Origin of the sequence: Meiothermus sp., from assembly GCF_025056915.1 — a bacterium.
Lineage (GTDB): Bacteria > Deinococcota > Deinococci > Deinococcales > Thermaceae > Meiothermus.
Genome location: NZ_JANWVH010000022.1, coordinates 1 through 20262, shown reverse-complemented (window position 1 = coordinate 20262; position 20262 = coordinate 1). Strand labels below are relative to the sequence as shown.

The 20262-nt window shown below is 64.2% G+C and carries 19 protein-coding genes; 6 read left to right on the top strand and 13 right to left on the bottom strand.

From position 1 onward, the window contains the following. Positions 1–55: 55 nt before the first annotated feature. The 9 genes from NZN28_RS05460 to hpaI form a co-directional block, all read right to left on the bottom strand. Positions 56–1087 (bottom strand): branched-chain amino acid ABC transporter permease, encoded by a 1032-nt coding sequence (locus NZN28_RS05460; RefSeq protein WP_295395896.1) that lies wholly within the window; start codon positions 1085–1087, stop codon positions 56–58. Between the two features lie 81 nt (positions 1088–1168). Continuing rightward, on the bottom strand, positions 1169–2362 hold the full coding sequence (locus tag NZN28_RS05455) for an ABC transporter substrate-binding protein (protein ID WP_295395894.1): 1194 nt from the start codon (positions 2360–2362) through the stop codon (positions 1169–1171). After that, positions 2359–3936, bottom strand: a complete 1578-nt coding sequence (locus tag NZN28_RS05450; protein WP_295395892.1) for a 3-hydroxyacyl-CoA dehydrogenase NAD-binding domain-containing protein — start codon at positions 3934–3936, stop codon at positions 2359–2361. The genes NZN28_RS05455 and NZN28_RS05450 overlap by 4 nt, the downstream gene beginning before the upstream one ends. Before the next feature lie 310 nt (positions 3937–4246). Next, positions 4247–5218, bottom strand: a complete 972-nt coding sequence (gene hpaD, locus NZN28_RS05445) for a 3,4-dihydroxyphenylacetate 2,3-dioxygenase (protein WP_295395890.1) — start codon at positions 5216–5218, stop codon at positions 4247–4249. Between the two features lie 86 nt (positions 5219–5304). Further along, complete coding sequence (gene hpaC / locus NZN28_RS05440) at positions 5305–5778, bottom strand: 4-hydroxyphenylacetate 3-monooxygenase reductase subunit (protein ID WP_295395888.1); 474 nt, start codon at positions 5776–5778, stop codon at positions 5305–5307. A 25-nt stretch (positions 5779–5803) separates the two neighbouring features. Further along, positions 5804–7261 (bottom strand): 4-hydroxyphenylacetate 3-monooxygenase, oxygenase component, encoded by a 1458-nt coding sequence (gene hpaB / locus NZN28_RS05435; RefSeq protein WP_295395886.1) that lies wholly within the window; start codon positions 7259–7261, stop codon positions 5804–5806. A 12-nt stretch (positions 7262–7273) separates the two neighbouring features. Continuing rightward, complete coding sequence (gene hpaE, locus NZN28_RS05430; RefSeq protein ID WP_295395884.1) at positions 7274–8791, bottom strand: 5-carboxymethyl-2-hydroxymuconate semialdehyde dehydrogenase; 1518 nt, start codon at positions 8789–8791, stop codon at positions 7274–7276. Next, a complete protein-coding gene (locus tag NZN28_RS05425; RefSeq protein ID WP_295395882.1) occupies positions 8788–9582 on the bottom strand; it encodes a fumarylacetoacetate hydrolase family protein in 795 nt (264 codons plus the stop codon). Before NZN28_RS05425 ends, hpaE begins: the two co-directional genes overlap by 4 nt. Positions 9583–9663: 81 nt before the next feature. Beyond that, a complete protein-coding gene (gene hpaI, locus NZN28_RS05420; RefSeq protein ID WP_295395880.1) occupies positions 9664–10605 on the bottom strand; it encodes a 2,4-dihydroxyhept-2-ene-1,7-dioic acid aldolase in 942 nt (313 codons plus the stop codon). Between the two features lie 124 nt (positions 10606–10729). Here hpaI and hpaR point away from each other — a divergent pair, with 124 nt between their 5' ends. Further along, the gene (gene hpaR / locus NZN28_RS05415; protein WP_295395878.1) at positions 10730–11200 is read left to right on the top strand and encodes a homoprotocatechuate degradation operon regulator HpaR; all 471 of its coding nucleotides are present in this window, start codon (positions 10730–10732) and stop codon (positions 11198–11200) included. Position 11201: 1 nt separating this feature from the next. Here hpaR and NZN28_RS05410 read toward each other — a convergent pair whose 3' ends face one another. Next, entirely contained in the window at positions 11202–11768 is a 567-nt protein-coding gene (locus NZN28_RS05410; RefSeq protein ID WP_295395876.1) for a GNAT family protein, read from the bottom strand. Between the two features lie 216 nt (positions 11769–11984). Here NZN28_RS05410 and NZN28_RS05405 point away from each other — a divergent pair, with 216 nt between their 5' ends. Continuing rightward, positions 11985–14135, top strand: coding sequence for an ABC-F family ATP-binding cassette domain-containing protein (locus NZN28_RS05405; protein ID WP_295395874.1), 2151 nt, complete (start codon positions 11985–11987; stop codon positions 14133–14135). Positions 14136–14137: 2 nt separating this feature from the next. Here the strand turns inward: NZN28_RS05405 and NZN28_RS05400 are convergent, their stop codons facing one another. Further along, the gene (locus NZN28_RS05400) at positions 14138–14581 is read right to left on the bottom strand and encodes a SufE family protein (RefSeq protein ID WP_295395872.1); all 444 of its coding nucleotides are present in this window, start codon (positions 14579–14581) and stop codon (positions 14138–14140) included. 313 nt (positions 14582–14894) lie between these two features. Continuing rightward, a complete protein-coding gene (locus NZN28_RS05395; RefSeq protein WP_295395871.1) occupies positions 14895–15626 on the bottom strand; it encodes a metallophosphoesterase in 732 nt (243 codons plus the stop codon). A gap of 157 nt (positions 15627–15783) precedes the next feature. Between NZN28_RS05395 and NZN28_RS05390 the strand changes: the two genes are divergently transcribed. Beyond that, a complete protein-coding gene (locus NZN28_RS05390; protein WP_295395869.1) occupies positions 15784–16242 on the top strand; it encodes a regulatory protein RecX in 459 nt (152 codons plus the stop codon). 5 nt (positions 16243–16247) lie between these two features. Here the strand turns inward: NZN28_RS05390 and NZN28_RS05385 are convergent, their stop codons facing one another. Next, positions 16248–17477 (bottom strand): aminopeptidase, encoded by a 1230-nt coding sequence (locus NZN28_RS05385; protein WP_295395868.1) that lies wholly within the window; start codon positions 17475–17477, stop codon positions 16248–16250. Between the two features lie 293 nt (positions 17478–17770). Between NZN28_RS05385 and trpB the strand changes: the two genes are divergently transcribed. The 3 genes from trpB to NZN28_RS05370 all read left to right on the top strand — a co-directional run. Then, positions 17771–18985 carry a tryptophan synthase subunit beta gene (gene trpB / locus NZN28_RS05380; protein WP_295395866.1) on the top strand — a complete coding sequence of 405 codons (1215 nt, stop codon included), beginning with the start codon at positions 17771–17773 and terminating at the stop codon, positions 18983–18985. Further along, positions 18982–19764: a tryptophan synthase subunit alpha gene (trpA, locus tag NZN28_RS05375; RefSeq protein WP_295395864.1), complete on the top strand. Its 783-nt coding sequence runs from the start codon at positions 18982–18984 to the stop codon at positions 19762–19764. The genes trpB and trpA overlap by 4 nt, the downstream gene beginning before the upstream one ends. A gap of 56 nt (positions 19765–19820) precedes the next feature. After that, positions 19821–20262: DNA methyltransferase (locus NZN28_RS05370; RefSeq protein WP_295395861.1), on the top strand; the 442-nt coding region annotated here is incomplete at its 3' end.

Here is a 20262-nt window from a genome sequence, read left to right as displayed (position 1 = left end):
ATACCTCCAGTGACCGGGGCGACCAGGGTATTTCTGCGGACAAGCGCGCGGCGCATCACTCCTCCTCCCCAATTTCGTGGCTGCGCAGGCTGCGCCAGAAGAGGATGGGCAGCAGCAAGGCGAAGACGATGGCATCCTTGTAGGCGCTGGCCTGGAACGAGGCCCACGACTCCATCGCCCCGACCAGCAGGGCGCCCACCACCGCCAGGGGGTAGCTAATCAGGCCGCCCAGAATCCCGGCCACAAAGCCCTTGAGCCCCAGCAAAAAGCCCTGAAAGTAGGCCGGGGAGATGAGCGGTGAGAGCAGCATCCCGCTTACGCAGACAATGAGCGTGGCGATGCCAAAAGACACATACCCCGCCTGGCTGGGGCTGATGCCCAGAAGACGGGCTCCGTACCGGTTGACGGCACAGGCCCGAAGGGCCTTGCCGAAGATGCTGCGGGTAAAAAAGAGGTACAGCCCCAGCATGGCCAGGAGCGCAAAACCGTACACCAGGAAAGCCTGATTGTTGACCGGCACCAGCCCGATGGGGGTTTGTCCGGGCCAGATGGCTGGCAGGCGGAACTGCTCAGGGCCAAAAAACACCAGCCCCAAGCCCATGAACGCGAAGTGCAGGCCTACCGCAATGATCAGGTAGGTCAGCACGCTCGCATTCTTGGCCGGCTCAAAAAAGAGTCGGTAGGAAGCAGGCCCGATGGGCAGCACGACCAGGATGGCAAAAATCCAGCCCAGCCACATCGGCACCCCCTGGGCGCCCCACCAGGCGATGCCCAGAACCCCCAGCGCAGCCAGCAGCAGCAAACCTGCGCGTCTTCGATTTGATCGGTCTAAAATTGCCCACCACACGAGCATGGCCGCGGCCAGCCAGGCGGTGCCCGGCATCTGGCCCTGAAGGTTCAGCCCGCTGACCTCGGCGGGCAAAAACCACACATAGGTGAGGGGGGCAAAAACCAGGAATTCGCCCAGCGGAACCAGAATGACCCGCGTGACCGCAAACACCAGCACCAGCGAAAGGGCCAGCAAAGCATAGATGGTGCCGTTTTGCAGGGCGTCGGCAGTCAGAAAAGAAACGATGGTCCAATCCATAACAGATGCGGATGGCTTTTAGCCAATAGCCGATAGCCTGGGTGCACTGCTATCAGCTATTGGCTAAAGCCCAGGAGCCTCCTACCGGAACGTCCGCAGCAGTTTCCAGTCGAGTTTGCCATTGGCGTCGCGCACGATTTCCACCATGACGGCGGCCTCGTTGAAGCGCAGGCCCAGGTGGTCGGTGGGCGACATGTTGAAGATGCCGTGGGTGCCGACCACATTGCGGGTGGCCTCGAGCTCGTCCCGCAGAACCCGGCGGAAAGCGGCCAGGTTGGTGGTCTGCTCGCGGCGCAGGGCCCGCTCGAGGGCCGGGCGCAGGATGGCCCAGGCATCAAAAGCGTGACCGCCAAAGGTGGAGTAGCTCCCGATGCCAAAACGAGACTCGTACTGCTGCACATAGCTGGTGGCCACCTGGCGGTTGGGGAAGTCGGGCGGCAGCTGGTCGAAGACCAGCACCGGGCCTGCCGGCAGGCGGGTGCCCACCACCACCTCGCCCCCCACCCGCAGGAAGTCGGGGTTGGCCACGCCGTGGGTCTGGTAAATCAGGCCCCGATAGCCGCGCTCGCGCAGGGTGCGCTGGGGCAGCACGGGAGCCGTACCCGAACCCCCAATCAAGACGGCATCGGGGTTGCGGGCCAGAATGCGCAGCACCTGCCCGGCCACCGAGGTATCGGTACGGGCGAAGCGCTCCGAGGCCACCACCTGGATACCCGCCTCGCGGGCGGCGGCCTCGAAGGCGCGGGCCCAGCCCTCCCCGTAGGCGTCGTTGAAGCCGATATAAGCCACCGTGCGCACGTTGGAAGCCTGCATATCCCGCACGATGGGGATGCTCATCTGCTGCTCGGTTTGCGGGGTTTTGAACACCCAGCGCCGCTTCTCGTCCACCGGGAACACAATTTCCAGGTTGGCGGCCATGGAGATTTTGGGTACCCCGGCCTCGGCCACCGGGTCAATCATGCCCAGGCTGGCCGGCGTGGTGGTGGTGCCGATGATGGCCAGCACCTGGTCTTCCTGAATCAGGCGCCGGGTGGCCCGGACGGCCTGGGTGGTGTCCGAGGCATCGTCAATGACGATGAACTGTACCGGGCGACCGGCCACCCCGCCGCGGCGGTTGACCTGCTCCTCCAGGAGCACCAGGGTGTTGCGCTCGGGGATGCCCAGGCTGGCGGCGGGGCCGGTGGCCGAGACCACCACGCCAATCTTGAGCGGGGCCTGCTGGGCCAGGCCCAGCCCCAGTCCTAGGGCCAGAAGTCCGATCAAAGCTCGCTTCATGTTGCCTCCTTTACAGTGCGGGTTTGCAAATCTCCCAGGGTAAAAGCCCTGGATAGATCCCCAAAAGTTTCAAGCCCGGCGGCCACCATCCGGCGCAGCAGGGGGTGGGGGCGGTAGCGATCCTCGCCCAGCTCGGCGTGCAGGCCTTCCAGCGCGCGCAAAACGGGTTTGAGCCAGATGCGCTCGGCCCACTCCAGCGGCCCCAGCGGGTAGCCGGTGCCCAGGCGCATGGCCCGGTTCAGGTCGTCCGGGCCGGCCACGCCTTCGGCCAAAGCCGAAACGGCCTCGTTGATGAGCAGGGCCAGGATGCGAAACCCCACCCCACCGGGCTGGTCGGGCAGCAGCAGGGTGGTGTGCCCGTGAGCGGTAAAGTATGACTGGGCCAGCTTTAGGGCCTCGTTCACCCCGCTCAAAGGCGCAAACAGCTCGACGATGGCCTTCTCGCCGATGGGCGGAACCAGGCTGAACCCGGCCACGGCCCGGCCCCGGAATTCACCCTGCACCGAGCTGGCGGAGTGCCCCCAGACCAGCGAGACCACCGGCAGGTTCTCGAAAAAGTCGTGCTTGCGCTCCAGCATTACCCGGCAGTCCAGCACGAAGCGGGCCTCGGCGACGTTTTCGGTGTGCCGGAAGCGGGCGCGGAGTTCTTTGGCGAGCGGGTTGGGGCCAATGATGATGGGAAGGGGAAGCTCCTGGGCTTGGGTGGGCGGTGGGTCGGGCAGAGGGGGTGGCCCCGGCGGGTAGCGGTACCAGCCCTGGCCGGTCTTGCGCCCCAGCATCCCGGCGGCCACCCGCTGGTATTGCAGGGGATGGGGCCGGTAGCGGGGTTCCCCGTAAAAGCTCTGATAAACCGAGCTCGAGGCGGCGTAGTTGACATCCAGCCCGATCAGGTCCATCAGTTCAAAAGGCCCCATGGGGAAGCCCAGGCCCCGCATAATCCAGTCAATGTGCTCCTTGGGGGTGCCCTCCCCGTAAAGCCGGAGGGCCTCGCCGTAGAAGGGGCGGGCCACCCGGTTCACCAGAAACCCAGGGGCATCCACCACCTTCACCGGTTCCTTGCCCCAGGCCTGCATCCAGTGCAGCATTCGCTCGAGCAGAGCCGGAGCCGTCTCCAGACCCCCTACCACCTCCACCAGCCTCATGCGCTGGGCAGGGTTGAAAAAGTGCAGCCCCAGCACGCGCTCCGGGTGTTTGACCTTGGCCGCGATGGCGGTGACAGAAAAGGTGGAGGTATTGGTGGCCAGAATGTTCTGGGGGTTCAGCTCGCTCAGCTTGCCGAGCAGTTCTTGTTTGAGCTCGAGCTTCTCCGGGGCCGCCTCGATGACCAGGTCGGCCCTGGCGCAGTCCTCCAGGGCCTGGGTGGTTTGGATTCGACCCAGCAGCTCTTCGACCGGGTTCTGCCAACGCCCTTTCTCGACCATTTTTTGCAGGTCGGCCCGAATCTCGCCAAGGGATTTCTCGAGCGCAGCCGGATAGGGGTCGTAGAGCCAGACCGTGTGCCCAGCCATGGCCGCTACCTGGGCAATCCCCCGGCCCATTGTTCCTGCACCCAGCACCGCGACGGTTTCCTTCACCCAGCCTCCCCTAAAAACAAACAAACAGTCGTTTGTTTAACTTTGTGTTGGGCGTAAGTCTAATGGCAGATTTTTTCGTTGTCAAGCCTCCAAACTAAGGTTTTTCACCTGGACATCGGTACACACACACCACGGGGCCGCCGTAAAGCGGAGGATTGCCGAATCTGGAGCGGGCCATTTTAGCCCTCCTGGCCCCTGCGGCGGGTGCAGGAACCGTGCTCCCACCTAAACCTTGTGCTGTAGCCCTAATGGGGATTGTGACCAGTGTGCAGGGGTGTCTGTCCATAAAGTGGCCCCAATTTGTACGGGGTCAGATTACGTGAACCGGCAGCCCTTGCAGTTCAGACTCCTGGGTCGGCACCCAGCCGCCCTCAAAGGCTTCCAGGAGCGAACCCTCCAGGAACCAGCTCTTGGGGGTCTTGGCGCCCCACAGGGTCTGGCGGCGGGGGTCGTTGAGGCTCCAGCGGATGGGCTCAAAGTCGGGGTCCACAGTGGAATAGTCGGAGGTGTAGAGCTCGATGCGGTGCCCGTCGGGGTCACGCAGATACAGGAAAAAGGCGTTGGAAACCCCGTGCCGGCCCGGCCCTCGCTCGATGGCCTCGGTCTGTCGGGCACCGGCCAGGATGTCGCAGGCCTTGATGATGCTCATGGCATCGGGCATCCAGTAGGCAAAGTGGTGCAGGCGGGGGCCGGTGCCGTTGGTGAGGGCCAGGTCGTGGACGTTGCCCTTGCGGTGAATCCAGGACGCCCAGATTCGGCCATCGTCGCCCTCGGTGTACTCCGACAACCGGAAGGCCAGCCTGTCCATGTACCAGCGGGTCATGGCCTCGACCTGGGGGCTCATCACGTTGATGTGGTCAATGCGCTGGATGCCAGGCCCTTTGTGCAGGTCGTAGCGCTGCAAAAGCCAGGGGTACTTCTGGCTTTCGGCGTAGAAGGCCAGCGGCACCCCGAAGGGGTCCTGGAGGCGGAGCAGCTTGGGGCGGTCTTGTTCGGACTCCCAGCGGTAGGGCAGCCCCAGGGCCTGGGCCAGCTCGACCAGCAACTGCAAGTCAAGCTCACCGGCCACCCGGTAGGCCAGGTGCTTGATGCCGGCCTCGGGGGCCAGCTCGAGCTTGAGTGTCCACTCGCGGTCTTCGGTGCCGCGCAGGTAGAGGGCGCCGGGGTTTTCGTGCAGCACATTCAGGCCCAGCAAGTCCACATAGAAGTGGCGCGAGCGCTCGAGGTCGGTTACATAAAACACCCCGTGGCCAATACGAACGATGTTGGGAATCTGGTTCATGGTTTCACCCCCGAAAGGTCGCAAGTCCCAGGTCGCAGGAGAGATAAAAGGAATCATGCTGAAGGAGAAGGGTCTTGCGCTCCAAGCTACGGCAACTGCCGGTAGCCCCGGTTCCAGTAAAGGAGCGGGCGGTTGGACTCGCCCAGCGTCACCTGTTCGACTTTGCCCACCACAATCTTGTGGGTGCCGCCCGGATAAACCGCCCAGGTCTGGCAGTGAAGCGTGGCCAGAGCGCCCTCGAGGGTGGGGCTTTCCCCCCGCGAGAGGGGGTCATAGCCCTCAATGGGACGCCCCGCAAAATGGGCCGAGGTGTGTTCGTGGCCCTCGGCCAGCAGGTTCACGCTAAACCGCCCGGCTTTTTCCAGGAGGGGCCAGAGCTGGGTGTTCTCGTTGATGCAGACCAGGATCAGGGGGGGCTCGAGGCTCACGCTGGTGAAGCTGCTGGCCGTCATGCCGCGGGTCTCGCCGGCGTGGTGGGCCGCAATGACCGTGACCCCGCTGGGCCAGCAGCTCATCACCTGGCGAAGCTGGTCTGAAAGGGTGGGTTCAGTGGTATTCATGGAGGTCTGTGGGCTGCCGGGTGCCCTAGTCGCCGGCCACCACCTCTGGCTGGGCCTGTTCTTTCCAGCCCAGAAACTCCTTGATGCGCTCTTTGTACGGTTCTTTGTCGTAGACGCTGAAGAGGGTCTGGTACATGCGCACCGGATCGCCAAAGAAGAAGCGTTCGTACAGGGTCTGGCGTGCGCCGAAGCCGCTGGTGGTCATGTCCCAGGCCAGGCGGAACAGCTGCACGCGCTCCCGGGCGGGCAGGGTGGCGGATTGCAGGAACTTTTCGATGTAAGGCCCCACCGGCGAGTCGAGGTCGGCCTCGGAGGGGAGGGTAATCATGCCGGAGGCCCCAATCTGCTGGACAATCTCGTTGATGCGGGGGTAAAGCCTGGGGTAGAGGTTGCGGGCCCCGTCAATGGCCCCCCGGTCGGGACACAAGAGGCCGTACTTGTTGGGCCTGGCGTCCCGCTCGGCGCGGGCCCAGAAGCCTTTCATGGCCTCGAGGTAGACAATCACCTCGGCAATCTTCTCCTGCACGTGGGGGAAGGTGTCGGCCCCGATGGTCTCGCCCAACAGCGAGACCAGCCCCAAAAAGGCCTCGGTCTTGGCGTTCTTGAGCACCACCACCTGATGGGCCATGTGCATCAGGGCCCCGGTCTCGGCGTAGGCCGTGTTGCAGCGGGCCAGGTCTTTGTAGATGAAGACCCGCTCCCACGGCACGAAGACATCGTCGAAGACCGTCAGGCAGTCCATCTCCTCGAGGCGGCTGCTCAGGGGGTAGTCGTAGGCGCTCTCGCCTAGGGCCATGCTCTCGCGGCTGATGAAGTGAAGGCCCGGGGTGTTGGTGGGAATGGCGAAGGCCACCGCGTATTTGTCGGCCCCCGGCCCTTCCTTGAGCAGGGTAGAGGGGAAGACCAACAGCTCGTCGGCGGTGGGCAGGGTGGAGAGCATCCGGGCCCCCCGCACCACGATGCCCTCCTCGCTCTCGCTCACCACGCCCAGGGGAATGTAGGGGTCGGGCTGCTCGAGGTTGCTCTTGGCCCGGTTGACCTGGGGGTTGGTCAGGCAGTGGGTGGTGGAGAGGTCGTGCTCGCGCACGTGCTGCACGTAGCGGCGCACGTTGTCGGCGTAGGGGCCAAAAAACTCGGCGCTCTGCTCAAAGGCCATCAGCACTGCATTCAGGTAGTCCGGAGAGCGGCCCATCATGCCCAGGTTGGCGTCGGCCCAGAGCTTATAGGCGGCGCTGCGCCGGGAGAGGTCTTCGGGGGTTTTGGCCGGTAGCAGGCTCATGGCGTAGCGCTGGCCGTTTTGTTCGTAGGTGAGGGTCTCGCGGTGGCGTGGGTCGTGCTGCATGTCGTACAGACGGGCCAGCGCGTGGGTGATGCCCTTGAAGACCGGGTGGGTGGTGGGGTCTTCGACCCTCTGGCCCTTGTACCAGAGGTTGGGAGGGTTCTTCCTGAGGGCTTCCAGGTAGGCATTGCCGGTGCGTGCCATGGGGTCTCCTCCTTAGCGTCCGAACTTCGGAATCGGGTGCTCGGTGAGCGGTAGGGCAATGTGCTTGAGCTCGGTGTAGAACTCCAGGCTGTGCGCTCCGCCCTCGCGGTGGGTGCCGCTCATCTTGACCCCGCCAAAGGGCGTGGGCAGGTGGCGCACGTTGTGCGAGTTGATCCAGGTCATGCCGGCCTCCAGGTAAAGCGCCAGGCGGTGCGCCCGCGCGACGTCCCGCGTCCAGACGTAGGAGGCCAGGCCGTACCTGGAGTCGTTGGCTTTTTGCAGGGCGTCGGCCTCGTCCTTGAAGGGAATAACCGTCAGGATGGGGCCAAAAATCTCCTCCTGGGCGATGCGGTGGTGGTTCTCGGCCACAAACAGCCCAGGCCGCACGTAGTTGCCCTCGGTGCCCACCTGCTCGCCGCCAAAGATGTGCTGCGACTCCTGCTTGCCGATTTCCACGTAGCCCAGCACCCGCTTCAGGTGCTCGGGGTGAATCAGGGGGCCTACCTCGGTCTCGGGCTCGAGAGGATGCCCCACCCGCACCCGCGCGGCCCGCTCGGCCACCCGCTCTACGAACGCCTCGAAGATGCTCTCCTGCACTAAAGCGCGGCTGTTGGCGGTGCAGCGCTCGCCGTTGAAGCTGTAAATCTGGAAGATGGTGGCGTCTAGGGCCCGCTCGAGGTCGGCGTCCTCGAAGATGAGGGCGGGGGATTTGCCGCCTAGCTCGAGGGAGAGCCGCTTGAGGTGCTCGGCGCTGTTGCGGGTGATGAGGGCGCCGGTGGTGGTCTCGCCGGTGAAGGCAATCAGGGGGATATCGGGGTGGCGCACCACCGCGTCGCCGGCCTCCTCGCCGAAGCCCTGCACCACGTTGAACACCCCTGGCGGCAGGTCGGCCTCCTGCGCGATTTCGGCCAGCTTCCAGGCGGTCAGGGGCGACCACTCGGCGGGCTTCAGCACCACCGTATTGCCGAAGGCCAGCGCGGGGGCAATGCGCCAGGTGGAGAGCATCATGGGGGCGTTCCAGGGGGTGATGATGCCGCAAACCCCTACCGGCACCCGCACCGAGTAGTTGAGCCACTCCCCGTCTACCGGGAAGCTCTGTCCGTCCATGGCCCGCTCGGCCCACTCGGCATAAAAGCTAAAGTTCTCGGCGGCCCGCGCCACCTGGGCCCGCACAATCCGCAAGGGCTGCCCCGCGTCCAGGCACTCCATCACGGCCAGCTCGTCGCCGTGCTTCTCCAGCACCTCGGCCATTTTGAGCAGGTATTTCTTGCGGGCTCTGGCGTTCAGCTTCCACCGCTCAAAGGCTTTCTTGGCGGCCCGGGCGGCTTTGTCCACGTCCTCAGCGTGGCCCCGGTAGGCCCGGGCCAGCACCTGGTTGTTGGAGGGGTCGAGGCTCTCGAACAACTCCCCCCGCACCCCCGGCTGGAACCGGCCCTCAATGAAGTGCTCTACGGTCTGGGCGGCAATCTTCTGTCGCACCTGGGCGATGAACGCGGGGCTGATGGCCTGGGTTTTCTCCGATACTTTCATAGCACCACCGAACGGTCTCCCTCTTCCGAAAGCACGGGCGGGGCCTCGTCGGTTTCCCACTCGATGGGGTTCTCCAGCGCGCCCAGCCCCTCAATCTCCATCCGCATCACATCGCCGGGATGCACCTGCGAGATGCCCCTGGGGGTGCCGGTCAAAATGACGTCCCCGGCCTCCAGGGTCATGAACCTCGAGATGAACTCAATCACCTCGGGAATCGAAAAAATCATGCCCTGGGTGGTGGCCTCCTGGCGCAGCTCGCCGTTCACATAGGCCCGCATTTTTAGGTTGTGGGGGTCGGGTACCTCGTCGGCGGTCACGTAGTAAGGCCCCAGCGGGCCGAAGGTGTCCCAGCCCTTGCCCCGGATGGGCGGGCGGAAGGTGTTGGAGACGTAGTCGCGCACCACCAGGTCGTTGGCGATGGTGTAGCCGCCCACGTAGTTGAGGGCGTCCTTGGCCCTGACCCGCCGGGCGTTGCGCCCCAGGATGACCGCCAGCTCGCACTCGAAGTGCATGAAGCGGGCCCCCTGGGGGTAGATGACCGTGCCCTTGTGGGGCAGCAGGCTGGTGTTGGGCTTCCAGAAGAGGGCCGGCTCGCTGGGTTTGCGCAGGCCGAACTCCTCGGCGTGCTCGGCAAAGTTGAGCGCCAAAGCCAGCACCTTGCCGGGCTGCACCGGAAGCTGCCAGACCACCGCCTCGGGGTGGTGGGCTTCGCCAGCATGGTCAATTAACAGGCCGTCCTGCAGATGCCCTTGCAGCAGGCGGCCTCTGGAGAAGAAACGAGCGAGTTTCATAGGTCGAAGGCTGAAGGCGGAAGGCTGAAGGCCAGTGCAGAAAAGCCCGCTTTGGGCTCCAGGCTTTTGGCTTTCTGTGTTTTACACATATTGTTTCCCGGCGGGGTCGGGCAGCACCGGGGGGTGGCCCGTCTGGGCTGGAACCAGGCCATAGGACTCGGCCATGCGGCGCAGGCGGGCCTCAATCTCGGGGGTGGTGGGGCCCAAAGGCTCGCGCCACTCCTTTTCGCACAGGCCCATCCAGGACAGCACGGTTTTGAGGGGGATGGGGTTGGTGTCCCAGAAGACCGCGTCGTTGGCCTCGAGGCCGTAGTAGTGAAGCTCGAGGGCCTCTTTGTAGCGGCCCTCCAGGGTGAGCTGGCACATCTGGGCGGTCTCTTTGGGCAGCCAGTTGGCCGTAGCAGCAATGGTGCCCACTGCGCCCACGCACATCATGGGGAAGGTGAGGGCCTCGAGGCCACAATACACCTTGAAGTCCCGCCCCACCCGGCGCAACAGCTCCGAGACGTACTCCACATCCTTGGAGGAGTGCTTGAGGCCCACCACGTTCTTGAAGTCGCGCCGCAGCCGGGCCACGGTCTCAATCCTGATCTCGATGCCCGCTCGCCCCGGAATGTTGTAAAGGACGATGGGCATCTCGGGCACCGCCTGGGCCACCTGGCCGAAAAAGCGGTAGAGCCCCTCCTGGTTGGGCTTGATGTAATAGGGGGTAATGACCAGCGCGCCCGCTGCCCCCATCTTCTGGGCAGCCCGGGTGATTTCCAGGGTCTCGTCGAGGCGCAGGGTGCCGGTGCCGGCCAGGAGCGGCACGCGGCCCCGGATGAAGCGGAGGGCCAGCTCGATGAGGTGCTTGCGCTCCTCCAGGCTCAGGGTGCCGGGCTCGCCGGTGGTGCCGCCTACGCTCAGGGCGTGGGAACCGGCCTCAATTTGCCGTTCGATGAGCCGCTCGAGGGCGGCCTCGTCAATTGCGCCGTTTTTGAACGGTGTGACCAGGGGTACGATGCTGCCTTTGAACTCGACCATTGCACTCCTTTGCGGGTGTGTAGCCCAGCTTGCTTATCGTCCGGCTTAAGATAGTTAATATATTAAGTAAAACTCTGGCCCAGTTTGCAAGCCCAGGTACAATTGTCCCCGCAACCCCAACGCTATGGCCTCCACCCTCCCCAAAGCCCCCTCGAGCCCGCTCCTGCGCGATCTGACGCACTCGCTGCCCATGGCCCTGCTCCGTACCCGTGAGGCCGTGGTGCAGCGCTTCCGGGAGGTGCTCTCGCGGCATGGCCTGACCGAGCAGCAGTGGCGCATCCTGCGGGCGCTGGATGGCCGGGAAGGGCTGGAGGTATCCCTCCTGGCCGAGCAGTGTCAGATTCTGCCCCCCAGCATGAGCGGCATCCTCAAACGCATGGAGCAGCGGGGGCTCATCGTTCGCAAAGCCAACCGGGCCGATGGCCGCAGCATCCTGGTGGCCCTGACCGGTGAAGCGCAGGCCCTGGTCGAGCAGATCAAACCCGAAATTGTGGCCGTCTATGCCGAGATCGAGCGAATTCTGGGCAGGCGCAAGCTCGAGCAGCTTTACATCCTACTCGAAGCGCTGGAAGCAGGCCTGAAGCGGAATTCCTGATTCACTGTGCGCTCTCCAGCAACCGGATGCCCTCCGGAGGCCGAAACTCCTCGCGCAACATGCCGTACAGGTAGACATCCTCCTTGATGCCCTGGCGGGTCTCGTGCTGGCGCAGGATGCCTTCCAGCACGAACCCCATTTTTTCCAGGAGGCTGCGCATGCGGGTGTTGGAGCTGTGTACCCTGGCAGTGATGCGCTCCAGACCCAGCTCGGCAAAGCCCTGCTCGAGCATCTTCAGGCCCGCCGCATACCCCACCCCCTGCCCCCGGTGAGCCTCCTCGCCGATGGCCACACGCAGCCGGGCCCGTTTCTCGAGGGGGTTGAGCTCGCGCAAATCCACAAACCCCACCAGGTGGCCTGCGGGGTAGGCGGGGGTGGTGACCACAATGCCTCTGCGCACCAGGTCTACGGGCGGGTTGTTGAGCAAGCGCACAAACCAGTCCTGTAGTTGCTCGGCAGGCAGCCCCACCGGCCAGCCGTTGGCCAGGCAAAAGGCCTCGTCGCGGCTCCACTCGAGCACCCGGGCAAGGTCGCTCATCACCAGGGGGCGCAGATGCACTTCTAACATGGTCTTCCTACCTTACAACCCCCTTTACCCAAGTAGGGTGTGTTTCACCCGAATTCACGCCAGGTCATCGCTTTTTATGCCCTGTTCACGCAATTGGCCCTTCGGAGGAAACGGCCCGATGGGTTGGTGTGCACATTCCGGAGCTAGGGGCACGGCTTTGACGACTTCCCGGCAAAGCGCTACCCTCAGGGGGTTGTGCTGCCGAAGAGACCCCAGGTGTGGCTTCGTTTGAGCGGAGGTGAAAAATCCTTTGGCGAGCGAGTCTTGTTCAAGGGCGCTCAATTTTGGCTGGAGCCGCGCGAGCGAGCGGTGCTGGTCGGGCCCAACGGAGCCGGCAAGAGCACCCTGTTCCAGGCCCTGAGTGGGCAGGTTTCCCTGGATGAAGGCCGAGTGCTTTTGCCGGAGGGGGTGCGGGTGGTCTACTTGCCGCAGGATTTTCGCCCTGCAGGGTTCACGGTCTATGCACTGGCCTACGGAATTACTCCCCTGCACCGGGCCGAGCTGGAGCTGGCCCGCACCCAACCCGAGCAGGCCGGAGAAGCCTGGGCCAGGGTTCGCGAGCTTGCCCACTGGAAGGGCCGGGTCGCCCGCACCCTGGCCGACTTTGGCCTGGACGCCCATTGGAACCAGCCAGCGGAGCGGCTTTCCGGAGGCGAAGGGGTGCGCTTGGGGCTGGCCATGGCCTTTCTTTCGGGCGCCGAAGTCTTGCTGCTGGACGAGCCTACCACCCACCTGGACCTGCGCATGCGCCTGCGGCTGGAAGAGATGCTGCTGACGTATCCTGGCGCAGTCGGGCTGATTTCCCACGACCGGGCCCTGCTGAGGCGGGTCGCCACCACGGTCTATCACCTCGAGGCCGGGCACTTATTCAGGGTGGCGGGGGGCTATGCCACCTATATACAGGAGCGCGAGCGCATTCGGCGAACCCTGGAAAAAGCCCGCCACGAAGCGGAAAAAGAGCGCGAGCGGCTCCTGAAAGCCATCCCAGACCGGAGGCGGCCCGGTTCGGATCGCCGGGCCAGCGAGAAAGCTGCGCTACAAACTCGAGCTGAGCGGATCCAGATGCCCGATCCGCTCCCCCCCGAACGCCGCTGGAGTCTGGAAATTGCAGCGGAGGGGACGCCCAGGCTGGTGCTCGAGGCGAAGGGCCTGAAAAAGTCCTATCCGGGCACAGGTGCAGCCGAGCAGGGCGGAGGAGACGTGGGCCAGCGCAGGGTTATCCGTGAGGCCACCCTTCGCATCTTCCGGGGGGATCGGATTGCCCTGGTCGGGCCCAACGGGGCGGGCAAGACCACCCTGCTGCGCTTGCTGCTCTCCAGAGAACGGCCCGATGAGGGTGAGCGAACCCTGGGCTACGGGGTGAGCACAGGCTACCTTGACCAGCTCTACCACGGCCTGGAGCCCGACCAGCCGCTTTTTGCCCAGTTTGCCTCGAGGTTCGGGGAGGCACGGGCGGCGGCCCTTTTGGGCCGGATGGGCTTTCGCCCGCCCCACTGGCACGACACCCCCCGCAGTTTTTCGGGGGGTGAGCGGGCCCGCGCGGGCCTGGCCTTGCTGGGGGCCTTGCGGGCGGGTCTGCTGGTGATGGACGAGCCCACCAACCACCTCGAGCTAGAGCTTCTGGAAGCCCTTGAGAAAGCCCTGACCGACTACCCCGGCACCTTGCTCTTCGTCTCGCACGACCGGGCGCTGATCCAAAAGGTGGCCACCCGCTTCTGGGGGCTGGAAAACGGGGTGCTGGTGGAGTACCCCAGCTATGCCGAGGCCGAGGCCGCCATGCTGGGCAAGCCCGCCCTGCGGCTGAACCCCTATGGGGAGACCCCTCTGGAAGCCGAGCCGCCCCCCGAGGAACGCGACCTCGAGCAGGAGCGCCTGGCCCTGCTGGCACAACTCGACGAGCCAGGCCTGACCGAACGCAGCCGCGCCCGGCTGCGGGCCGACCTGCTCTCGCTGGAAGCGGCTTTGTACCGGCAGTACGCCCAGCAGTTTTTCCAGCCCCACCCCTACCGCTACCGGGTGCAGCAGGAGGGCTTAGAGGTTTTTGCCGACCAGGAACTAAGCTGCTGGCACTTCTGGAGCCGCGAGGAGGCCGGCTGGGGCGAGCTTTCAAACGGCGTTCTGAGCCTGGAGGGAAAGGTGGGCCCTCGCCTGTTGCGGGCCATCCTGCGGGTGGCCTTTGAGCTGCTGGGCGCAACGGTGGTACGGCACGGGCCGCAGAGTTTTGGCCGAAAGAGCTACTTGAAGCAGTTCAAGAGGCCCCAAGGGCAAAACGGGGGTGGGCGGTGGTCTGCTGGAGCCCGGCGCCGCCAAAAAAACTCGGAAAAAGCCGCTCAGGCTGGCAACGCCCTTACCTCCCCAAAGCCCTGACCTCAGCGCCCTCCCTGCGCTTCGCGCACCTGGCGTTTGATGCGGGCCAGCACCGCCTGCAAGCCGCGCAGCCGCAAGGGGGTGATGATTTCCTCCAGCCGGGCCAGGCTGTAAAAGTCCTCCGGCACGCCGAGCACGGCCTCGGGGCTTTCACCCTCGAGGCCCTCGGCCAGCAAGCCGGCAAAAGCCCGCACCGTGGGGGCTTCCCTGGGGGCATCGAAGAAGAGGTGCACCCGGCCCTCCCTGAGTTCGGCGTGCACGAAGAAAGGGGTGGTGCACTCATGCACCTGCTCGAGTTTGCCCTGCATACCCTCGGGCAGAGGGGGCATCTTCTTGGCAAACTCCAGCAGCATTTCGGTCTTGATAACCTTGGGGGCGCTGCCCAGGGTCTTTACAACGCTCTGTAGTCTGGGGGGTAGCTGGGCCAGGCGTTCGTCGGTGGTCATAGGCATCAGGGTAAGGGGTCGGGCAGGTGGGGTCTAGAGTGCTCTTCACATATGATGGGCCATTCGACTTCGAGAAAGCCTGGTTCTGAACAGAACAGTGGCGGCCTGGAAACTCGAAAACATGCGTCTCGGCCCAGACAGAACGCAGACGAGCGTGCCTCACCGAGGTGAGGCACGTCTCTTTGTCCCTTCTCGTTTTCCTGGGCGGCCACATCTCCCGATAACCGCCATACTGCACAAGTGCTCGTTCGGGCATCACCCCCGAGCCGTGTGCAGGGCTGGATGGGTCTTGAGGGGGGCCAAACGCCGGTGGCTACCGGTTGTCGGCAACGTCCACCACGTGGGTCTGGTGGGAGGTCTCGAGGATCAACTGCGGTCTGAACCGCACCACATCGGCGGAGACAAAGTGCAGCGGAACCCCGTTCCACGCCTTGGGCAACCGTTCGGGGTCGGCCCCGTGCAGGTGCCCATAGACCACACAGGTAGGGCGGTAGCGGTCGATCAGCTCGGTAAAGCCGGTGGGGCCGCCGGTAGGGCTGTAGGGCGGGTAGTGCATGGCCAGAATCAGGTATTCATATTCGTGGCCCTGGATGGTCTTGAGGGAGAGAGCCAGCCGCTCCACCTCGCGTTTGTAGATTTTTTCGTCTTCAGGGCTGAAGTTGTAGCTGCCGGGGGTGTCCCAACCCCGACTTCCAGCGATGGCCAGGTTGCCCATAATCAGCGAGTCGTGCTGCAAGGCGTGCATGCGCGGAGGGAGTACCTGGCGCAGGCGGCTGATGGAGGGCCACCAGTAGTCGTGGTTGCCGCGCAGCAGGACCTTGGTACCGGGCAGCTGGGCGATATCGGCCAGATCCACCATCGCCTCGGGCAACTTCATGGCCCAGGAGATGTCCCCGGCCACAATGACCAGATCGTCTTCGCCCACGGTTTTGCGCCACTCCTCGAAAACAGCTTCCGGATGCCCATCCCATTCGGCCCCGAAGATGTTCATGGGCTTGGGGAAGGCTTTGGACAGATGAATGTCGGCAATGGCAAAGACGCGCATAGGTCTAGGGGGCTTCCAGAACCGGGGGTTCAACCCGTGAAGGGCAGTGTCTAGTGTCTAGGGTTCGGGCCGGGGCGTCAAGAGTTGGGCGGCACACAAACTTGAAAAGCTACGGAATACGCCCGGCCACTTTACGTTCGTGGCATAATCAGGGAGGATGAAGGATGCCAGCCCCGACCAGTTGTTTTTGTATGCGGTGCGGCTCTTGGGGGCCCGGGCCTGCTCGGAGGCGATGCTGCGCCGAAAACTGGCCCGCCGGGCCAACCCGGAAGTGCTCGAGGCCGTGGTGCAGCGGGTCAAGCGCCTGGGGTATCTCGACGATGAGCAATACGCCGAAGGCTACGCCCGGCTTTATGCGGGCCGCTGGGGTGCCGCTAAACTACGCCGGGCGCTTCTGGAGAAGGGCGTTTCGGCCAGCATTGTTGACCGGGTGCTGGCCGAGCAGGCGGCCCAGGGCAATCCCGAGGAGGAGGCCCTGGCCCTCCTGGAGCGCTACCAGAGCCGCCACCGGGGCGAGAAGCCCAGGGCCATTCGCTTTCTGGTGAACCGGGGCTATGCCCTGGGCCTGGCCCTGGCCGCCTGGGAGAGATACCAGCAGCAAACGGCCCCGCCCTAGGTCGCTTAAACCCATTCTCCCCCTCGCATGAGCGGCTCAGACTGCCCGCTGGCGCTGATGCCGTCCACGTCTATCTCGCTCGAGCCAATCATCCAGTCGATATGAATCAGGCTGCTGTTGGCCCCCCTGGCGGCAAGCGCCTCGGGGCTGAGCCGGCTGCCGCCCTGAATGCACTCGCTATAGGCCTGGCCCAGGGCAATGTGGCTGGCGGCGTTTTCATCAAACAGGGTGTTGTAGAAAAGAATTCCGCTCTGGGCAATGGGGGAGGAGTGCGGCACCAGGGCCACCTCGCCCAGGCTGCGGGCTCCCTCGTCGGTCTGGAGAATGCGCTCCAGCACTTCGCTGCCGCTCTTGGCTTTGGCCTCCACCACGCGCCCTTTCTCAAAGCGCACCTCGATCTCCTCGAGCAGGCTGCCCTGGTAGGAGAGCGGCTTGGTGCTCCGCACCCGCCCTTCGATGCGGTCTTTGTGCGGGGCGGTAAACACCTCCTCGGTGGGGATGTTGGGGTTGCAGACCACGCCGTTTTTGGCCTGCACAGCCCCCCCCGCCCACAGGTGGTCGTCGGCCAGACCCACCACCAGGTCGGTGCCGGGGCCTTTGAAGTGGAGGGCGCGGTAGCGCTTCTGGTTCAGGTAGGCCACCCGCTCGGTCAGGCGCTGGTTGTGGGCCTGCCAGGTGGCTACGGGGTCGGGGGTATCGAGCCTCGAGGCCTTCCAGATGGCCTCCCAGAGCTTTTGTACGGCTTCTTGCTCGGCCAGCCCAGGAAAAACCGTTCTGGCCCAGGCCGGATGGGGGTAGGCCACAATGCTCCAGTTGATGTGGTGGCTGGTGATGAGTTCCAGCACGGGCCGGTAGGCCAGCGAGCGGGCGCGGTTGGCCCGGGCCACGCGCTCGGGGTGCTGCCCGCGCAGCAAGTTGGGGTCGCTGCCGGCAATGTGCAGACGGGCGGCCCCGCTCTGGAAGGCGGCGGCCATGCCATCGAAGAGCCACTGGGGGGTTTTGTCGAAGGCGCTTTCGGGGGCGTGCTGGAAGCGCAGCAGGTGGGCCGCATCGTCGTCGTAGAGCACCGTGACCAGCGGGCTTCCGGCCCGGTAGGCGTGCTCGGTGATTTTTCGGGCCAGCGGTGCAGCCTCGAGGGGAGCGGTGATGAGAAGTTCCTGGCCTTCTTGCAGGCCCAGCCCTACGTGAACGGCGACCCGGGCCAGCTGGTCGAGTTGAGCTTCAAAAGATTCCATCCGCTCAACTTTACCCCAAACCTTGACGGAAGCAGCAGGGCTTGCTACCCTTTGAGCAACATGCGGATTCGTACCCCCCGCAGCTACAAATGGCACCACCAGCGCTGGTGGCGCAGCTAGCCCTGGGCACAGTTTCAAAGCCTGTGCCGGGGCTTATCTCGAGGCGAGGGCCTCGAGTTTTTGTCTGTTAGGGCGACCCATTAGTCCATAGTCCAACGCGATCGTTCATAGTCAATAGTCCATAGTCGATAGACCATCGACCATACACGATAGACCCCCCTCAGGAGACCCCCATGCAACTCCCCAGCTACCCCCTGCCCGATGCCAGAGGGCGCTACGCCGACTTCGGCGGGCGCTACGTGCCCGAGACCCTGATGCCGGCCCTGGAAGAGCTGACCGAGGCCTACCTGCACTACAAAAACGACCCCGAGTTTCTGGCCGAATACGAGTACTACCTGCGCGAGTATGTGGGCCGTCCCTCGCCCTTGTACTTTGCCGAAAACCTCACCCGTCACCTGGGCGGGGCCAAAATTTACCTGAAGCGCGAGGACCTGAACCACACCGGAGCCCACAAAATCAACAACACCTTAGGCCAGGCCCTGTTGTGCAAGCGCATGGGCAAGAAGCGGGTGATTGCCGAGACCGGCGCGGGCCAGCACGGGGTTTCGGTAGCCACAGTGGCCGCTTTGATGGGCCTGGCGTGCGTGGTCTACCAGGGGGCCGAGGACGTGCGGCGGCAGGCCCTGAATGTTTTCCGCATGAGGCTCTTGGGTGCTGAGGTGCGCCCGGTGGAAAGCGGCACCCGCACCCTCAAGGACGCCACCAACGAGGCCATCCGGGACTGGGTGACCAACGTGCGGGATAGCTTCTACATCATTGGCTCGGTGGTGGGGCCGCACCCCTACCCCATGATGGCCCGCGACTTCCAGAGCATCGTGGGCGAGGAGATTAAGGCCCAGCTTTTGGAAAAAGAAGGGCGCGAGAACCCCGATGCGGTCATCGCCTGCGTGGGGGGCGGTTCCAACGCGATTGGGGTTTTTGCGCCCTTTGCCTACCAGGAAGAGCGCCCCCGCCTGATTGGGGTGGAGGCCGCCGGCCACGGGGCGGCCTCGGGGCTGCACTCCCTTTCCATCGGGGCCGGGCGCAGGGGGGTGCTGCACGGGGCCAAGATGTTGCTGCTTTACAACGACGACGGCCAGATTCAGCCGGCGCACTCGGTCTCGGCGGGCCTGGACTACCCTGGGGTGGGCCCGGAGCACAGCTACTATGCCGAAGCGGGCCGGGCCGAGTACGTGGGCATTACCGACGAGGAGGCCCTGGAGGGCTTCCGGCTGCTGTGCCGCCTCGAGGGGATTATCCCGGCCCTCGAGTCGGCCCACGCCATCGCCTACGCGGCCAAGCTGGCCCCCGAGATGGAGCCCGAGCAGGTGATTGTCATCAACCTTTCGGGCCGGGGCGATAAGGACGTGGTGGAGGTGATGCGGATTATGGAAGGGAGTGCGGCATGACCACCCGCGAGGCGTTTGCCAGGGCCAAAGCAGAGGGTCGCGCAGCCCTTATTCCTTACGTGATGGCCGGATACCCGAGCCGGGGGGCCGACCTGAGACTGGTCGAAGAGGTGCTGCCCTACGCCGATCTGCTCGAGGTGGGCCTGCCCTACTCCGACCCCCTGGGCGACGGCCCGGTGATTCAGCGGGCCTCCGAGGTGGCCCTGCGGCAGGGAATCCGCGTGGCCGATGTGGCCCTCTTTGTGCGGGAAATCCGGGCCCTCACCGAGAAGCCCCTCTTTCTTATGACCTACCTCAACCCGGTGCTGGCGGTGGGGCCGGAGCGCTTCTTCCAGATGTTCAAGGAAGCCGGGGCCAGCGGGCTGATCCTGCCCGACCTGCCGCCCGACGAAGACCCCGAGCTGGTGGCCCTGGCGCAAGGGATGGGCCTCGAGACCACCTTTCTCTTAGCCCCCACCTCCACCGAGGCCCGCATCCGCACCGTGGCCCCTTACTGCACCGGTTTCGTTTACACCGTCTCGGTGGCGGGGGTCACCGGAGCGCGGGACAGGCTACCAGAGGGGCTGCCTGAGCTGGTGCAGCGCATCCGCCCGGTCACCGAGGCCCCGGTGGCCATCGGCTTCGGCATCTCCAACCGCACCACCGCCCACCAGGCCGCCCAGGCTGCCGATGGGGCGGTGATTGCCAGTGCGCTCATTCGCGCCCACGAGGAGGGGAGAGGGATGGCGGAGGTGCTCGAAGCAGTAGCTTCAGGATTGGCAAAATGTGCCGACAAATAGGAACCGATATTTTGTTCACCCTTGTCACTTGTGTTTATGAAATGTAATCTGGCAATATGAAGCGCAACAGTATAGTTTTTGCAGAAAACTTAGCTTACTTGCGTACCTTAGACCCAGGGCAATTTCGACTAATCTACATTGATCCGCCATTTAACACTGGCAAGACACAGAAGAGAGATAGGTTCAAGGCTTCAGCTTGTGAAAACGGTTCTCGTTCGGGGTTTGCTGGAAGGACCTACAGCATACAAAAACTTGAATCTCCAACCTATGAAGATTCATTTGATGACTTTATGGCTTTTCTGGAGCCCCGATTTCACGAAGCATATCGCCTTCTAGCTGATGACGGTTCTTTCTTTCTGCATTTGGACTACCGTGAGGTGCATTATGCAAAAGTAATGCTTGACGGCATTTTTGGCCGAGAGTCTTTCATGAACGAGATTATTTGGGCATATGACTACGGTGCAAGATCGAAGCGAAAGTGGCCAGCGAAACATGATA

Bases quoted from the DNA above. Each gene is read 5' to 3' on its own strand.
- NZN28_RS05460 (WP_295395896.1), bottom strand. From the start codon at position 1,087: ATGGATTGGACCATCGTTTCTTTTCTGACTGCCGACGCCCTGCAAAAC.
- NZN28_RS05455 (WP_295395894.1), bottom strand. From the start codon at position 2,362: ATGAAGCGAGCTTTGATCGGACTTCTGGCCCTAGGACTGGGGCTGGGC.
- hpaD (WP_295395890.1), bottom strand. From the start codon at position 5,218: ATGAACCAGATTCCCAACATCGTTCGTATTGGCCACGGGGTGTTTTAT.
- hpaC (WP_295395888.1), bottom strand. From the start codon at position 5,778: ATGAATACCACTGAACCCACCCTTTCAGACCAGCTTCGCCAGGTGATG.
- hpaB (WP_295395886.1), bottom strand. From the start codon at position 7,261: ATGGCACGCACCGGCAATGCCTACCTGGAAGCCCTCAGGAAGAACCCT.
- hpaE (WP_295395884.1), bottom strand. From the start codon at position 8,791: ATGAAAGTATCGGAGAAAACCCAGGCCATCAGCCCCGCGTTCATCGCC.
- NZN28_RS05425 (WP_295395882.1), bottom strand. From the start codon at position 9,582: ATGAAACTCGCTCGTTTCTTCTCCAGAGGCCGCCTGCTGCAAGGGCAT.
- hpaI (WP_295395880.1), bottom strand. From the start codon at position 10,605: ATGGTCGAGTTCAAAGGCAGCATCGTACCCCTGGTCACACCGTTCAAA.
- hpaR (WP_295395878.1), top strand. From the start codon at position 10,730: ATGGCCTCCACCCTCCCCAAAGCCCCCTCGAGCCCGCTCCTGCGCGAT.
- NZN28_RS05410 (WP_295395876.1), bottom strand. From the start codon at position 11,768: ATGTTAGAAGTGCATCTGCGCCCCCTGGTGATGAGCGACCTTGCCCGG.
- NZN28_RS05400 (WP_295395872.1), bottom strand. From the start codon at position 14,581: ATGACCACCGACGAACGCCTGGCCCAGCTACCCCCCAGACTACAGAGC.
- NZN28_RS05395 (WP_295395871.1), bottom strand. From the start codon at position 15,626: ATGCGCGTCTTTGCCATTGCCGACATTCATCTGTCCAAAGCCTTCCCC.
- NZN28_RS05390 (WP_295395869.1), top strand. From the start codon at position 15,784: ATGAAGGATGCCAGCCCCGACCAGTTGTTTTTGTATGCGGTGCGGCTC.
- NZN28_RS05385 (WP_295395868.1), bottom strand. From the start codon at position 17,477: ATGGAATCTTTTGAAGCTCAACTCGACCAGCTGGCCCGGGTCGCCGTT.
- trpB (WP_295395866.1), top strand. From the start codon at position 17,771: ATGCAACTCCCCAGCTACCCCCTGCCCGATGCCAGAGGGCGCTACGCC.
- trpA (WP_295395864.1), top strand. From the start codon at position 18,982: ATGACCACCCGCGAGGCGTTTGCCAGGGCCAAAGCAGAGGGTCGCGCA.